Here is a 16,120-nt window from a genome sequence, read left to right as displayed (position 1 = left end):
TGATTTGATCGAAATTCATAAGGAGCTTCAGCAGGTGTCTGATTATGTGGAAATTGAAAAAGCCCGCTTCGGCAACCGGCTTCAGGTGGAGTATGTGATGGACGAGGTGTCCGTACGCATTCCAAGCCTTATCATCCAGCCGCTGGTTGAGAATGCGATTAATCATGGAATTCTCAAGAAAAAGGGACCGGGTACAGTGACCATTTCCGTAAAGGATCGGGGAGAAAAGGTGCGGATTTCTGTGGCAGATACAGGAGTAGGCATAAGGGATGATGTTGTCGATAACCTGTATCATGATCGGGTTCCGGCCAAACAGATAGGCTTGTATAATGTGCATAGACGACTCAAGCTCATGTATGGAGAAGGGGTAATTATTCTCAAGCATGAGCCGGGCACCGAAGTTTATTTTGAGATACCAAAGGAGCAATCATGAAGGCCATCATTGTAGAAGACGAAATTCCGGCGCGTGAAGAGTTGGAGTATCTTATTCAGACCCACAGTCATATTGAAGTGACGGACAGCTTTGAGGACGGGCTGGACGTGTTCCGTTTTTTGCAGAACCATGAGACGGACGCTATTTTTCTCGATATTAACATTCCTTCTCTGGATGGGATGCTGCTGGCGCAGAATATTAGCAAATTTGCCAAAAAGCCTTATATTATTTTTACGACCGCCTACAAAGAGCATGCCGCGCAGGCTTTCGAACTGGAGGCATTTGATTACATCCTCAAGCCTTATGATGAAAAGCGGATCGCCGCCATGCTGCGCAAGCTGGAAAATGCATACGAGCAGCGGGACGTTCAGGTACAGGAGACTGCCCAGCCCCGACCTGCTGAAACTAGCATCGTTAGCGCCCCGGGCCGTATCAATCTGCTGAAAAACGACAAAATCATCGTAACGGATGCCAACGATATTTATTATGCGTGCGCACAGGAAAAGGTCACCCTTGTCTTTACTAGACATGAGGAATATACGATGCCGATGAGCATCTCGGAATTTCATGCCCGACTGCCGCAGCAGGACTTTTTTCGCTGTCACCGATCCTACACGGTTAATCTGTCGCAGATCCGTGAAATTGTACCTTGGTTCAATCATACGTACCTCCTGCGCTTGCGCGGTCTGGACGCGGAGATTCCGGTAAGCCGCAGCAAGGCCAAGGAATTTCGGCAAATTATGCGGCTATAAAGGCATTTCATTCCGCTATAGGTGCATTTCATTCCTCAAACGATTTCTGGCTAAGATGCAGCGTTATAATGATCCATGTAGAGAGAATCCTTACAGACTTGCTTCTCCCAAGACGCAAAGCGTACTGGATTCCCGGTTATCATGATAACGAATTGAAGCGGTAGAGCCGGAATGAAAAGAGGAGATTTATATGAAAACAAACAGCGGAAACCGTTGGCTGGTCGTGCTTGGAACGATTATTGTCCAAATGGGTTTAGGAACGATTTACACATGGAGTTTATTCAATCAACCGCTGGTGGACCGCTTTGGCTGGAATCTCAGCTCGGTCGCCATTACATTTTCGATTACCAGCTTTGCGCTGGCGTTTGCTACGTTATTCGCAGGCAAGCTACAGGATAAATGGGGACTACGTCGTCTGATTTTGTGCGCTGGCGTTGTGTTGGGCGCAGGACTTATGCTCAGCTCACAGGTAACTTCTCTGTCCCTGTTATACATTTTGGCGGGTATTGTCGTAGGTTTTGCGGATGGTACGGCTTATATTACATCACTGTCGAATCTGATCAAATGGTTCCCCGAGAGAAAAGGACTCATTTCAGGTATCTCGGTTGGGGCATACGGAACAGGCAGTCTTATATTTAAGTATATCAATGGTTCGTTAATTCAGTCCGTTGGCGTATCGCAGGCATTTCTGTATTGGGGCATGATCGTGCTGATCATGATTGTGGGCGGTTCCTTCCTAGTACGGGAAGCAACAGTCGTGAACAAGCCTTCGGTACAAAATGGAATTGTGCAGCGTGATTACACTGTAAAAGAAATGCTGCGCACCAAGCAGGCTTATCTGTTATTCGTTATGTTCTTCACAGCTTGTATGAGTGGCTTGTATCTGATTGGAGTTGTAAAGGATATCGGCGTACGGATGGCGGGGCTGGATGTAGCTACAGCCGCTAATGCGGTTGCTATGGTCGCTATTTTCAACACGGCGGGTCGGATCATATTAGGTGCGCTGTCGGATAAAGTCGGTCGTCTGAAAGTAGTAGCAGGTGCGTTGCTAACAACAGCGGTCGCAGTTGCAGTGCTGAGTCTGGTGCCGCTGAATTACGGTTTGTTCTTTGCCTGTGTAGCAGGGATTGCATTCTGCTTCGGTGGTAACATTACAGTCTTTCCTGCCATCGTAGCTGATTTCTTCGGTCTAAAAAATCAAAGCAAAAACTACGGTATCGTGTATCAGGGCTTTGGCCTCGGTGCGCTGGCGGGATCCTTTATCGCAGCCTTGCTCGGCGGATTCATCCCGACCTTTACCACGATTGCTGTGCTGTGTGTCGTATCGTTCTTGATTGCACTCACCATCCGTACCCCGGATCAAGGCAATTTGCGCAGCCAACGGAAGAAAAATACCAACAGCATGCGCAGCATGAAGCCTGAAACGAAGCTGGGTTAAAAGGGATTGAGAACAAAGTACCAGATGAATGCCAAAAGACCTGTCATCATTTCTCTGAGGGAGATTATGGCAGGTTATTTGTTTTTCCATTATTCGATTATACGGTATAATAAAAAGATATGTGATAAGCCGATATATACAAAAGACATAAGCTAAGAACCTGACAGGAGGACGAGTCATGATCGTGGATACAAGCGGGAATCTGCTTGCCCGCAATACGAAGCTGCGAAATACATATCAAATTCGAAGCGCCTTGTCCCGCAGTGAGCTGGCCATCGTGTATACGGCAAGGCTGTTGGATAATCGTGAAAAGGTCATTGTTAAGGAGTTTTTTCCGAATGCGCTCGCTTTGCGGGGATCGGATCGAAAAACGGTGACCTGCAGTGCATCTATGCAATTCAAATACGTGGAGTTTATGCATTATTTTTTGCGTGAAGGGCAAATGCTCAAGGAATTAACCCATCCAGGTATTGTCGGTTATATAGATCACTTTGAAGAAAATGGAACCGCTTATCTGGTCATGGAATATTGTGCCGGCAAGACGCTGGACAGGGTGATGAAGGAAGAGGATGCGCCAACGTCCGATCCTGCTTTTTTGTACCATGCGCTGCTGCCTTTAATTGATGCCATGGAATACATTCATGACAAAGGCATTATTCATCGGGATATTAAGCCAGGCAACATTATGATCGGTGAGAATGGCAATGTCAAGCTGCTTGATTTCGGATCGGCTGTACATTTTGAAGGCAAGGAGCATCCGATCTTCACCACAGCGGGCTACTCTCCGCTGGAGTTCTACTCTAATCGGTCGCAGCAGGGGCCTGTGTCAGATATCTACAGTCTGGCCGCCACGCTGTATTATTGCCGAAAAGGATCACCTCCACCGGATGTGCCAGGCAGACTGTTTGCAGATCAGACCGACCGGATTCAGATCGAAAATGCAGGTCTTTCTCTACTGCCGTATGTAATTCGGCGTGGCCTGGAGGTACAGGCCAACAAGCGTTGTCGCTCGCTCCGATGGTTTAAAGCCGCACTGCGTGCGGAATATTGGATAAAAAAAGGGAAGCGCCCCACTCTTACGGTTCGTTAATCGTAAGAGACGGTGTTTCCCTTTTTTGTGTCCGACGTATGTTATCCATTATCCTGTCGGAGCTTGAATATGATCGGTGTACACGGAGGTATTGGGCTTGATCGCCTTGTACCGCAGCTCGATTTCAGTTACACCGTCCTCGAACGTAATGTACAGCTTGTCGCTGTACTCCAGCACGGCCTTTTTATTGCGGCCAATTCTGACCTTCCCGTGCTGCAAGGCGCAGCGTGTATCATGCTTGACCACAAGTGTTCCTTTTTTACCTGCGGAAAAGACAATCCGCTCCGCTTCTGGCAGTGATTCGTGAACGTCAAGCGTACGAAACAACGCCTGCAAGCTGACCTTCCGGCCCGGAAAGGAGGTGAGCGGCCAAGATTTTACCGGAATCTCCTGTCCACTTGCTGTCGCAAGGAAATATCCTTCGATTCTCCCCGCAAACTGCGGCTTTGGCCGCAAGAACCAGTACAGAAGTGCCGCCACTACGACACTGATAGCTACCGTCCATTTGATGGCCGTATATCGGGATTGTACAGAAACAGTCAGCGTAGCGCTGCTGGATGCCCCTTCCGAATCGGTAGCGGTAATTTTTAGCTCGGAGTTACCCGTATGAAGCCCGGATAACAGCAAATCTGTACCGTTAATCTCAGCATTTGCCGCATCCCCGGAGGCTCCTGAATCCAGCTTATAGGTCAGTTTATCATGATTCGGATCAGTAAAAAATTCGCTTAAACTCCGACGGGCATCCCCGTCTTCTTTCACCAGACGAATCGTCAGGTCATTTAAAGCCCTCGGTGCAGCATTCGCCGCATGGATAGTATGGACCGCTCCCTTGCGATACCATTGCGGGCTGTCCAAAGATAGCTGCCAGGTATAATCCGCCGTTAGAGGGAACGCATATTCGGCCTGGAAAAATCCCGACTTGTAGGTCATAGGTACCTTTTTACTTGTACCGCCCTTTACGGGTGTAACGATGATATGGGCTTGAAGCGATTTGTATACGGCTTCGTCTGTAAGCTTTTGACCGTCCGGCAGCAACAACTGGGCCTTGAACGGTATGGCTTGTCCTTTAAGAAGCTGCACGAGTTTGTTTCCACTGGCTTGTGTTTCCTTATTTCCCGTCATGGTAGCCTCAGCTTCCAGTCGATAGCTGCCAAGCAAATTGATTTTGACCAAATCTCCGCGTATGCCCCTCAGTTTCAGCTTGACTTTGCCTGCCTGTGGATGCTCAATTTTTAAAATCGCATATCGACTCGATTTGTACCTGCGGACATTTTCTGAATTAGAATAGAGCTGTGTTTCCTGAAGAGGATGCTCCGACAAAAGCACCAGATTGGCTTCTTCCATGCTGGAATCCGGTATATCTACTGTTAATTCTTGCATTTCGCCGGTGGTCGTAATCGCGGCGACTGGAACGAGCTTGGAACGAATCTGGCTGGCAAAAATACGGTTCAAAATTTCCGGTAGATCCTCGGCGCTGCTCGTTATAAAAGAAGCTCCCCCCGTTTGCGAAGCGATTCGCTCCAGTTCTTGTCGGTTCACCGTGCCGTCATGATTCAGACCAATCGTATACACAGGGTATCCTTTGGTCTGTGCAGATTTAATGACGGAGGACACATCATTACTTGAGTCCCCTTTGGATCGGGAACCGGATGAGGCTCCAAAATCAGTCTCTCCATCGGATAACAGGATCATAAAAGGCTGACGTCCTTTGGAAGTCCCTGCAGCAAGCAGTTCCGAGCCTTTACGCAATCCAAGTCCCAAATCTGTATAACCGGAACGGTTCAGCGTTCTGATTTCCTGCTGAATTTGTGATTTTTGCGCTGCTACTGCAATAGAAGTCAGCGACTTCGAGGCGACTACATGATGGTTGTAAGCGACGAATCCGACGCGGGTACGGTCTGCATCACTCAAATCCATAAACATATTGATAACTTCGGCCGCAATGCCCTCGGGATCGGTATCCCTCATGGAATAGCTGGTATCCAATACAAAAACGGCATCATAACCCTCGATCGGAACAGCTCCCAAAGATGCGGCATTGGCCTGATTTACAGTCCAAATGACCCCGTTTGAGCCAATTTGAAAAAATAGTACTAAAGTCATGAAAGCAATGATTCCCAATTTCCTCATTCTGAACATAAGCCCCTCCATCGACGAGGCCAATGCGGGCGAGCCAACTCTCCTAATCCTTGGTATATAAGGGATAAAGGATCAAAACAGACTGTTAACCCTCACATTAGCCATGAATTTGATACTTTTACGCTTATCAGAAATATCCAATGGATTTCTATCGGCAATTGGGTTCCATTTGTGAATAATTCCCTGAATAAACAGGTCTAACATATCATAAAAATTACGTATTTACGCATAAAATGAGTCGAATTGCCCTATTTCAATCTGGGGCTACAGAAATTGACAAAACTAACGGGTACTTTGTATGATAGCTCTCGTATCAACGGCAAAAACTGGGATAACAGTAGGATCACGGAATATATAGAATCATAACTTTCCTTGTTACCTGAACGATATATCTCCGTTTTAATTTTGCCATTAAAAGTTAAATGAACGCTTCGGACTGATTTTCGAGGTTACATGCCCGTACTGCGTATAGCAGTATGAGCCGAATCCTTTGGCCAATTTGAATGTTATGTAGGGGGGAGGAGGCAAAGGAACTAAGTGTGGAAACCCGATTGCTCTAAATTGGACATCCCGTGTCCGTGTATGGGGCTTTCGACGTATATCCATACTTTAATTTCGTTTGCCGACAGCGATGGAAATCATTTATCAAACAAACCGGACAATGCTTTTTGAAGAAATCAACCCGGAAAAGCTGGACCTGATCACAATTGTAGGTGATGTGAAGGGTATTGACAGCTTGAGTGATGAGAAAATCAAGGAAATTAACGAGCACCTTCTGGTGCGCAGCTTCGACGAATTTTTGGATAAATTTTCGCCGACGGTGTATTCGTTTTTTAACGCGGCTAATCAAAAAGTAGTCTATACCCTCAAAAAGCCGGAAGGGATTGATGAGGACAGCATTTCTGAAATTCGTGTGAATCAAAGTAATGATTTTTTGAAAATGTTGTTTACGCTCATTGACACCAAGCGCAGTCAAGGAATCACAAACGTGGATTTCAAATTTGAAAATCTGCTGGATATGATTTCTCCGAAAAAGGTTATGGACGATATTCGCCAAGTCCGCAAAGAAATTCACTATATGTATGGTGAATATGACAAGCTGGATGATGGCGATCCGAAGAAACTCGACATGGGCGACAAGCTGAATGGAATGTTCGAGGAAGCAAGCCAGAACTATAACAACGTTATGGCGATGCTGCCATTGGCGATTGAGGATATCAAAACCCGCCTTTTGCTCGGTGGCGCCCAGGAGGAAAACTCCGGTGAGCTGATCCAGGTGGGTATGCTTTCTATTGGGGAAAGCGGCGAGCTGAAAATTATTGAAGCACCGAAGAGTGACAGCACCGAGCTGATGCTGCTGGACGAGAACAGCACGGGCGATTTGTCACAGGTATTCGAGGAAGATTACAACTCGATTACCGATACGCCTTCCGACTATGTGAAGGATTTGGTGGTTCGCACATTTGTGCCGCTGCCGGCTGTTCAGACCAAGGTTGATACAGCAGTTGAAGTTCAGAACTACAACACGTATCTGGAGTTCTATAAAAATGCCAAGGATGATTTCGTAAAGGCGGTTAAGCCGCTTGTGGAAAAAATCCTCGGTGTCAAAATGTTCTTCGATCAATATGCAACGAAGAGCAAAGGTATGTTGCCGACCATGCTGGTGGCCAATAACAAGCTGGACATGCTGGTGAAAAGCAGCAATATCCCGCGTCTGGAAACATATCTGAACACCGTGAATGCCAAAAATGAATTCAGCGACACGATCTGGTTCGGTATCGTTCCATCCGTCGAGCTGGAAGCAGCCGGTAAGGTGAAGGTTTCACGTGAACGCTTTAAGGGCAACGAGAAGGTCGTTAAGCAGGGCGGAAATTCGATGGAATCGCTCTCGATGCTGCTGCAAGTTGTGAAGGATTACAAAATTCAAATGTTCTTTAATTTTGAATCCGGTGAAGAAACGACTTTCAACAGTATGGCGACAGCAGGTATCGACAAATATGTCGACAAATGCGCCAGTCTCGTTCGCAGAGAATACAGCGAATTTGCGATTCCTTGCGTACCGAACTTCACGATTATTCCGAAGGACAAATCGGGTGTCATTATCGACAGCAAAATGCTACAGACCGAAAGCGGTGTGCAGCTCTCCAAGGAGAAAGAGGATATCCTCAAGCTGTGGATCGAAGGCGTTTATGTGGGTGCAGCCTACGTTGCCGCTGGTTTGGTCGCTTCTTATCAGTGTCCTGAATACCTGCGTGAGACGTTCAAAACGGTCAACAAAAACTTCCCTGGCGTACGCTTCGACATTGAAGCGGGAGACAACAGTCTGCGCACAGTGACGACGATGGCCAAGGAAATCACGGGGTTCACCAACACGATCAAGGATGCCATCAACCGTAAAAACTTCGGCTTTGTATTCTCGTCCGAGAATGCCCAGATTCAGGATAAGGATATCCGCCGGATTACCGTCTACAAGGCGAGAAGCATGGCGATGTCCGAGGACGGCTTTGACTCCATCTACAAGACGCTGGTCAGCACGTACATTGAACGTATTTTGCGCTACCAGACAGGGGACTTCAAGCACGAAAATATCGTCCGCTTCTTCAGTAACAATCCGAGCAGCCAAAAGAGCAAGTGGCTGGGCAGCAGAGGATCTGTGAACTCGATCATTCAGGACGGAGACGATATGAGTTTCATTATTGATGAGAAAAGCAATATGTGCCATATCGATCTGGTCTTCAACGGCAATGTGAAGAACCTGGAAGTCATGATTACTAAAGGAACCAGCTCGGTCAAATCATGATCCGAGCGCTACGAAAGATGTTAGAGGCGTTTCTATCCAGAACCGCCTTTATACATAAATTGCGGAGAAGCCCTGCTTCTCCAGCCATCATAATACCTAATTTCAAGGAGGCAACACACATGGGATTCAGACTGAAAGTTGAAGGACAAGAAACAATCGAGCTGGGCTTGGATAATATCCAAACGGTTATTTATGACACCGATACACCGGACGACTCCAATGCACGCTCCACTGATGTAGGCTCTACACTGCGCATCAGCGGTAAAATTATCACAGCCGTAGACGGCGACAGCGCGGATGACACGCTGAAACTGGCTTTGTGGTCCCTGGTTCCTGCTGAAAAAGCAGACAGCTACCGTAAAGTAACACTGGAAGTTATCGCAGCTGACCAAGTTGTGCGTAAAATCCACTTCCCGAACGCATTCGTTGTAGATTACAACGAGCACTTCGGTGACACAGAAGGTGTAGGTGCATTTACACTCTACATTAAACAAAAGAAAGACAAAACCGAGCTGGCTACCATCGACGGCGGATATCCGGTTTAAGCTTGACGTCCTGACGTTAAGCGCAGCTTGAACACACACTCACTCCACGTGCAAGCGTAGGGTGGATCAATATTAAGAGGCCCCCGGGTCTCTTAATATTTGTTTTTTTTCGGAGAGGGGAACAGCACACAATGACCAATTATTATGAGCTACTCGGTGTCAGCCGGGATGCTTCGGAAACAGAGATTAAGCAGGCTTACCGCAAACTGGCCAAAAAGTATCATCCTGATACCAACCAGGGAAGCGAGGAAGCAACGCGCAAGTTCAAGCTGATTCACGAGGCTTACAATACCTTGCGTGACGAAGCATTGCGGCAGGCATACGATGCCGAGCTCATCCGGAAAACAGAGGGAGCTGGCGGACCGCGGCCAGAGAGAGGAAGAGGGACGGCATCTGGCGGTGCGCGCCCCGCAGCCAAAGGATTTAATCCGGCTGATATAGGAACGGATTTTGAGCAATTTTTCGGTTTTCATCCGAAAACGAAGGAAGGCTCACCAGGGAAAAAAACGAAAAAATCCGGTGATCCGACGGATACCTCGGCCATGTTTAACCAGTTTTTCGGTATTCGTAAAAAGTGATGATTTCAGGATAGAAACGGGGGAAGCAAGCAGTGAAAACGGCGCAGAACAGATGGGTTTTCATCATAGATGTTGCCATGTTCGGGCTGATGCTGGCGATCGCCTTTTATATGTTTAGTCGTACAGGCTACAGCGGTTTGAAAACCGTGGTCGTGGTAGGTATCGGAATCGGCGTGCTTGTATACATACTGCGTAATCTGGTGTCAGTTGAACGTGTGGCGAAGCCACAGACACAGACACAGCGCAATCGGATTGCCAAGCTGATACTGATGGATGAAGAGGGCGAATCCATTAAAGAATGGTATATCGAAGGTGAAACGTCGCTCCTGATCGGCAAAACAACGGCTCGTTCCGAGGCAGATATTGATTTGGCAGATACAGATTATGCATCTCTTGTAAGCGTGGAGCATGCGGTGCTCAACCGGGTGAACAGCGACTGGTTTGTGGAGGATGTGGATTCCGGTAACGGTACCGGCCTACGACCTGCAAACGAAAGTGTAACCAAGAAGCTGGAAAGCGGTGAGCCGTACCGGATTTACACAGGTGATTTATTATATATCGCCAATACGAGACTGCTCGTTAAATAGCTGAAAAAGACAATCATGACAATGGGGGAAGGAACCGATTATGAGTTTGACAAGATGCCCGAACGGACACATGTTCAGTACACGAAAGCACGGAAATACGTGTCCTTATTGTAATACGGTGGTAAATGTAGCCGCACCCAAAAATGTTGAACCAACGGCAAAAACCAACGGTGCGGGAGACGATGACAAAACGATGCCATATTTAGGTGAGACGGTGGGAATCCACCCGGTAACCGGATGGCTGGTATGCATCGAAGGAGCACAGGTGGGTCAGGACTACCGCATTATGGCCGAGAAAAACTTTATTGGACGCGCCGAGGAAATGCATGTCCGTATTGTTGGAGACAACACGATTTCCCGTAGAAATCATGCAGTCATTGTATATGATCCGAAGAAGCGTAATTTCTACTTGCTGCCAGGGGATTCATCAGGCTTGGCGTATCACAATAATGAGGCGGTATATTCACCAGCGGAACTGGCTGCTTATGACGTGATTCAACTGGGACACAGCAAGTTTATCTTTATTCCGCTGTGCGGCGCCCATTTTGAGTGGGACAACGAAAACTAGGACGGAAGTGGGTATGGTGCAGGGAGGTAACGAAATGCAGCCTTATTTTGTTGTATGTGGAGCTGCGGTGCTATTCGCTGTTCTTCTCATGATCCGCATGCGGCTGACACGAAGCTCCGGCAGCCGTACCATGAGTGGAATTGAGATTGGAAATGGTCAAACGATCGGGAGCCGAAGCGAGCAGGATGATTATTTTGCAAGTATGACGACACCTGTCGGTACGCTGGCGGTTGTCGCAGACGGGATCAGCGGGCTGGCTAATGGGCGCATGTCCAGTACCTTGGCGGTGACGACCTTTACGAAGGCGTTTGCCAAGCTGGAGGACGCGTCGAACCTGAACGGCTATTTTGCAGAAGCCGCAACTCAGAGCAATCGTGGTATTTTGCAAAATTTGAATGGGCAGGGCGGAGGAACCACGCTGGCGGCGGTCATCATTTGCGGCTATCAATTGTATTACGGAGCGGTGGGAGATAGCCTGATTACAATTTATCGTAATGGTCATTTTCAGAGCGTCAATTCCAAGCATACGGCGGAAACCTTGCTGGAGGAACGGGTGCTTGCTGGACAGATGACCTCGGAAGAGGCCAAAACGAGCCCGGTTCGCAATCAATTGGTCAATTATTTGGGCTATGAGGGCTTTGAGAGCATGGAGCTTGGTGCTGCGCCGATTCGCCTGTACGCAGGCGATCATGTGCTGTTGTGCAGCGATGGCATTCAGGAGGCACTGACGGAGATCGAGCTGGAAGAGATCCTGCGCAAGGGTGGAGCACCGCAGGAAATGGCGGAAGCAATGATTGATATGATTAATGATAAAGGCTTTAAAAGTCAGGATAATGCGACAGTGGTTATGCTGGCGATAGGATGAAACCAGAAAGACGGGGGTAGCGATGCGCAAGGACAACAGCGATTTTAGTACCGCCTTTGTGTCGGAAGCGGGCTCTTACATAGACAACCGGGACTATTTTGCATTCATGGAGACGGACGACATGGCCTGTTATGTTCTCGCAGACGGTCTGGATTCGGATCAGGAGCTGCGCAGCGCGGAAATGGTTGTCAAAACGGTGCTGGAAAACTTCATGGAGAAGCCCTCCATGTCCAGGCGGCGCCTGATGAGAGACCTGCATGAAGCGCAGGAATGGCTGCAATTCGAAAGCCGTCGTGTACGGCTCAAGGCCAGTCTGCTCATGGTGGTGACCAACTACAACAAAATGGTATACGTTTCGTGCGGAAATGTGCGGCTGTATCATTTTCGCAATGGACGGCTTAATTTTCGCAGTAAGGATCATAGCTTGGCTCAGTCATTGGCGGATGACGGACGTATTCCCGACGAAGCGACCAGCACGCATGAGGAACGAGGAAATCTGCTGGAGTATCTGGGAAATCCGAATGGGGTTCATGCTCATTATGCCAAAAAGACGCAGCTTGCAGATGGAGATGTCATGCTGCTCGCCACATCCGGGATGTGGGAGGATGTTGAACTGGCGGAAATGCTGGGTGCGCTGGAGGAAGCAAAGGACCCGGTCATGCTGACGGATACGCTGGAAGAGGTTCTGCTGAGCAAGCAGCGCCGGGCGGTGAACAATTATACGGCTGCCGCCATTTATGTAAACAAAATTTTTCAGGAAAAGCCTAAGAATCGCCGCAAGCTGATCAAACGGATTTTGATTACGTTGCTTGTTCTCGCGATTACAGGCACAGGCGCGTGGATTACCCTGGCCCGGCTGGCTGCGAACAAGGCGGCTGCGCTGGAAACAATGGTCGAATCGGCTCAGGCTGCGGATGATTATGCCAGGGCAGGAGATTATGCGAAGGCGCTCAAGTCCTACAGTGAGGCGAAAAACGCGGCAGTTAAAATTAACGATAAGATTCACAAGCGACTGTATACGGCAGAGCAGAAAGTATCTCAACTTATGGTTGACGGAGACGGATATGTGGAAAAAGCAGACTTTGCCAAAGCCGAAGCCAGCTATGATAAAGCGCGGAAAAGTGCCGGTCTGTACCCGCCATTTAATGTGAAGGATATTGAGAAAAAAATCGATCAACTCGATACTTATGCCGAGACGGCAAGCTGGATGAAGGACGGAGATTTGAAATTTCAGGGCGGAGATTACGCGAGTGCGCTCAAGCTGTATACGAAGGCGAATAAGGCTGCGATGGAATCCGGTTATACATCTGCGCAAAAAGAGCTGGAGAAAAAGATTACCGAGACTAATGATAAAATGACGGCCATCCAGCAGCAGCTCAAGGAAATTCAGGCTGGCAAGCTCCAAGCCAGAGGGGATCGGCTGATGAAGGACCTGGATTACGAAGGAGCCATTGACGCTTATAGCGGGGCACAGGAGATTTATCAGGAAATCGGCAAGCTGGAAAGTGTGCTGGCACTGGAGCGGAGTATTGCGAAGGCAGAGGAGAAACAGAGCGCGGACCAGCAGAAAAATGGTCAGCTTGCTGCTGGAGCGGCAGGATCTGACGGAGCGCTGAACGATACGGGCGAGGGGGACATAACGGACGAAGCGGCGGCTTCGGCTGCTGCGCCCCCTGCTACAGCATCGCAAACCAAGGCTGCAACAGCTACGGGTAGCGCTGCAACAATGAAATCAGCGGACTCAGCAGCCGCGAAGAAGGAAGCTTCTTCAGCTACGAAGAGCGGTAGTACGAGTGATGGGAATGCCTCTTCGACGAAGGCACCCGCCAGTAAGGAGCAAGGAACTGCTGATTCTGCTTCCAAAGCAGAGGGTGCATCTGATTCAGGCAGTCAGAATCAGGCGGCTGCGAACGGAAGTTAAGGTTTTCATGTTCAATGAATGCTGGAGCCGGGAAGGAGTGAGACGTCGTGAAAGAGCTGGTGCAGGACCGTTTGAGCAAGATGGACGATCTGGAGCAGAGACGTTTGCTGAAAAATATGATGGCGGGGGTGTTTATGAACCTCGTCGAATATCAGGAAGAAATGACCCGCCAGCTGGAACGGCGGGTATTTGAGGAAATTGAGAATACGGAAGAGAAGTTTGACGTGTACGTGTCATTGACATCACGTGAGGACTATGATCCGATTCATGAATTTTTATATCCGGTGTTGCCGTCAGATACCAAGGACAAGGTGATGGACATCAGCCGCGTGGCAGAGGTCGTTCGGGAAGGCGGGGCGTTGCCGCTCTTTACTCTTTTTCTGGAGATGGAGACCGATCAGATCACCGCGCTTGTCCGCAGCAAACGGGTTTTCGAGGGAACGCTTGTAACGGAAACCGGAAGCTATCCGATTCGGTTTCGTCTAGAGCACAACCGTTCTTATATTTTGGAGATTGAGAAGCTGTATCTGATGTTCATGCAAAATGGAATGCCATGGAAAACGATTAATCACCCGTACGCTTATAAATTTGTCGATTGCGTGCTGGTTGGAGGAGAAGGTCAGCCTTCCGCCGATGAGGAAATTCACGAAATTACGATCTCATTGGAGGAATTCGACAGTTTTAAGAAGGTGGATGTTTTTCCACTTTGGAACATTGAACGACTGTCTTTGAAAAACAGTGGTTTCCCCATACCGGCTATAGATCATGTGAATTATGAGCATGTGCTTCCTCTACGTAAAACAGGTCCTGAGCACGGCTACCTGATTGACGGAGTGGAAGGCGATATCCGGTATATCAAGCGTACGGAAGAGGAACTGACGATTGTCACGCCACGTGATAAGTCCGGCGAATGGAATGTATTGAAGGTTACCAAGCCCGTCTCAACGAGGCTCAGTCGTCAGACCTATCCAGTGTTGTCCAATCGGCGGCAGGACAGCTTTTTGGGACGGTATGCTGGGAAACAGGCCGTGATTGTCCGGGCCAAAGCCGAAATTACACGCATTGTACACTCTTTTGAAGCTGCACAGGGATTGGAATTGGAGCGTGTGGACATTTGGGGAGGCACAGGCCGAAATGATGTGAGCAAGCTTTTATCCAAAACCCGGACGTATCCATTAAATCCGTTTGTCAGTGACAACGTACGGACGGAGGAAGGCAAACAGATCATGCGATTGGCGTTTAGACACGGTTCTGCGGATGCTTCGTCCACATTTCCTGCCTACATTTTATCCGACTTGCTGAGCTTTCTGGTGTCGGAAGTGCAGATGTATTTCCCGGAGTACAAGTGTGAAGGAGAATGGCTGTGAATTACGTCTGGGATTTGCTCATGCGCGCGAGGGAACAGGAGTTAGATGTGAACAGCTTCCGGTTTGTACCCGCTGTCAGCTACTCCCCGTATATGGAGCTGAGTCTGACCGAGCTGAATACATCTGAGCTGGAGCAGGTGGTGGAAATCAATCCGTACTACCGCTTTTATTCTATTTTTCGGGACCTGTTTCCGCCGGATGCTGAAGAGTACCTAGAGCTGAGAGAGTCGCTGTTCGATATTATGATGCATTTTCTGGCCGAAACGGATCTGTATCAAGGGATGAATCGGCGGGAGTACCATATTCAGTTTGTTCAGCGTGACATCGAAAATGGCATCTTTGGCCCGAAGGTGAAGGAAAGCTTTGCGCAGTTAAACCGTGAGGAGCAGGATGCGATTGCCGAAGGGTTGCTGCGGCTGTATGAGACGGGGGAAGCTGTACATTTGCTAAAAGAAACGATGCGCCGCGTTTTCCACCGCTCGATCATTTACACCAATTGTGAGGAAAAGGACGAATTGCTTATCTATATCGGTCAGAAGGAAACGCAGTTGTCACGGATTAAAGCGGATTTAATTCTGGACCTGTTTCTTCCGGCGCGTTTTACGATTGAGCTGTATTGGACACGTCATTTCGGTATTTTGGAGGCAGACCCGACGATGAAAATAGACGCTATTGCCCTCTATTAAGGCCAAATGGCAGAGAAAGGACATGTGAACGATGAACGGATCCTATACATACAGATTGCTTGACCCGCTCACCGATCGAAAAGGCATTCGCTTCACGGCGAAATACACGCGGGCGGAGCTAGAGCAAATGACGACCTTTCAGCTACGCGGGATATGCGATAAGGAGCGGCTGGTCGAGGGTTTTGCTAATCGTCTGGCACGTGAGGAGTTGATTCGCGTCATTTTGCGGTTTCGGAGTGCAGAGGAGCATCTGCTCATTACCCGGCCCAACCCTGACGGCTTCGAGCGCATCGAATCAGCACTGCGGCGAAATTGGAATGATCGACGGCAGGAGAGCGGCGGTATCCGGGT

General features: G+C 48.6%; 14 protein-coding genes and 1 pseudogene. 14 read left to right on the top strand and 1 reads right to left on the bottom strand.

What is annotated here, in order from left to right:
• The 4 genes from C1I60_RS26075 to C1I60_RS23780 form a co-directional block, all read left to right on the top strand.
• Positions 1 to 433: sensor histidine kinase (locus C1I60_RS26075; protein WP_252361860.1), on the top strand; the 433-nt coding region annotated here is incomplete at its 5' end.
• Positions 430 to 1,185 (top strand): LytR/AlgR family response regulator transcription factor, encoded by a 756-nt coding sequence (locus C1I60_RS23790; protein WP_137063972.1) that lies wholly within the window; start codon positions 430 to 432, stop codon positions 1,183 to 1,185. The genes C1I60_RS26075 and C1I60_RS23790, both read left to right, overlap by 4 nt.
• A gap of 190 nt (positions 1,186 to 1,375) precedes the next feature.
• The gene (locus tag C1I60_RS23785; protein WP_137063971.1) at positions 1,376 to 2,623 is read left to right on the top strand and encodes an L-lactate MFS transporter; all 1,248 of its coding nucleotides are present in this window, start codon (positions 1,376 to 1,378) and stop codon (positions 2,621 to 2,623) included.
• Between the two features lie 178 nt (positions 2,624 to 2,801).
• Complete coding sequence (locus C1I60_RS23780) at positions 2,802 to 3,713, top strand: serine/threonine protein kinase (protein WP_137063970.1); 912 nt, start codon at positions 2,802 to 2,804, stop codon at positions 3,711 to 3,713.
• A 48-nt stretch (positions 3,714 to 3,761) separates the two neighbouring features.
• Here the strand turns inward: C1I60_RS23780 and C1I60_RS23775 are convergent, their stop codons facing one another.
• Positions 3,762 to 5,864, bottom strand: coding sequence for a VWA domain-containing protein (locus C1I60_RS23775; protein WP_137063969.1), 2,103 nt, complete (start codon positions 5,862 to 5,864; stop codon positions 3,762 to 3,764).
• A gap of 619 nt (positions 5,865 to 6,483) precedes the next feature.
• Between C1I60_RS23775 and C1I60_RS23770 the strand changes: the two genes are divergently transcribed.
• From C1I60_RS23770 to C1I60_RS26070, 10 genes and pseudogenes are all read left to right on the top strand, one after another.
• Positions 6,484 to 8,652: a transcriptional regulator gene (locus C1I60_RS23770; protein ID WP_137064059.1), complete on the top strand. Its 2,169-nt coding sequence runs from the start codon at positions 6,484 to 6,486 to the stop codon at positions 8,650 to 8,652.
• 119 nt (positions 8,653 to 8,771) lie between these two features.
• Positions 8,772 to 9,197 (top strand): hypothetical protein, encoded by a 426-nt coding sequence (locus C1I60_RS23765; RefSeq protein WP_013311475.1) that lies wholly within the window; start codon positions 8,772 to 8,774, stop codon positions 9,195 to 9,197.
• A gap of 131 nt (positions 9,198 to 9,328) precedes the next feature.
• A complete protein-coding gene (locus C1I60_RS23760) occupies positions 9,329 to 9,775 on the top strand; it encodes a DnaJ domain-containing protein (RefSeq protein ID WP_137063968.1) in 447 nt (148 codons plus the stop codon).
• Positions 9,776 to 9,807: 32 nt separating this feature from the next.
• Complete coding sequence (locus C1I60_RS23755) at positions 9,808 to 10,362, top strand: FHA domain-containing protein (RefSeq protein WP_137063967.1); 555 nt, start codon at positions 9,808 to 9,810, stop codon at positions 10,360 to 10,362.
• Positions 10,363 to 10,402: 40 nt separating this feature from the next.
• Entirely contained in the window at positions 10,403 to 10,930 is a 528-nt protein-coding gene (locus C1I60_RS23750) for an FHA domain-containing protein (RefSeq protein WP_137063966.1), read from the top strand.
• A gap of 34 nt (positions 10,931 to 10,964) precedes the next feature.
• Positions 10,965 to 11,795 carry a PP2C family protein-serine/threonine phosphatase gene (locus C1I60_RS23745; protein WP_137063965.1) on the top strand — a complete coding sequence of 277 codons (831 nt, stop codon included), beginning with the start codon at positions 10,965 to 10,967 and terminating at the stop codon, positions 11,793 to 11,795.
• Between the two features lie 22 nt (positions 11,796 to 11,817).
• Positions 11,818 to 13,716, top strand: coding sequence for a PP2C family protein-serine/threonine phosphatase (locus tag C1I60_RS23740; RefSeq protein ID WP_137063964.1), 1,899 nt, complete (start codon positions 11,818 to 11,820; stop codon positions 13,714 to 13,716).
• A gap of 47 nt (positions 13,717 to 13,763) precedes the next feature.
• The gene (locus C1I60_RS23735; protein ID WP_137063963.1) at positions 13,764 to 15,083 is read left to right on the top strand and encodes a normocyte-binding protein; all 1,320 of its coding nucleotides are present in this window, start codon (positions 13,764 to 13,766) and stop codon (positions 15,081 to 15,083) included.
• Positions 15,080 to 15,769: an iron-dependent peroxidase gene (locus tag C1I60_RS23730; protein ID WP_137063962.1), complete on the top strand. Its 690-nt coding sequence runs from the start codon at positions 15,080 to 15,082 to the stop codon at positions 15,767 to 15,769. Before C1I60_RS23735 ends, C1I60_RS23730 begins: the two co-directional genes overlap by 4 nt.
• A gap of 31 nt (positions 15,770 to 15,800) precedes the next feature.
• Positions 15,801 to 16,120, top strand: a pseudogene (locus tag C1I60_RS26070) (molecular chaperone); the annotation flags it as partial.

The organism is Paenibacillus terrae, from assembly GCF_005217525.1.
Taxonomy (GTDB): domain Bacteria; phylum Bacillota; class Bacilli; order Paenibacillales; family Paenibacillaceae; genus Paenibacillus; species Paenibacillus terrae_C.
The sequence above is the reverse complement of the archived record's forward strand: the minus strand, read 5'-3'. Positions and strand labels throughout refer to the sequence as shown.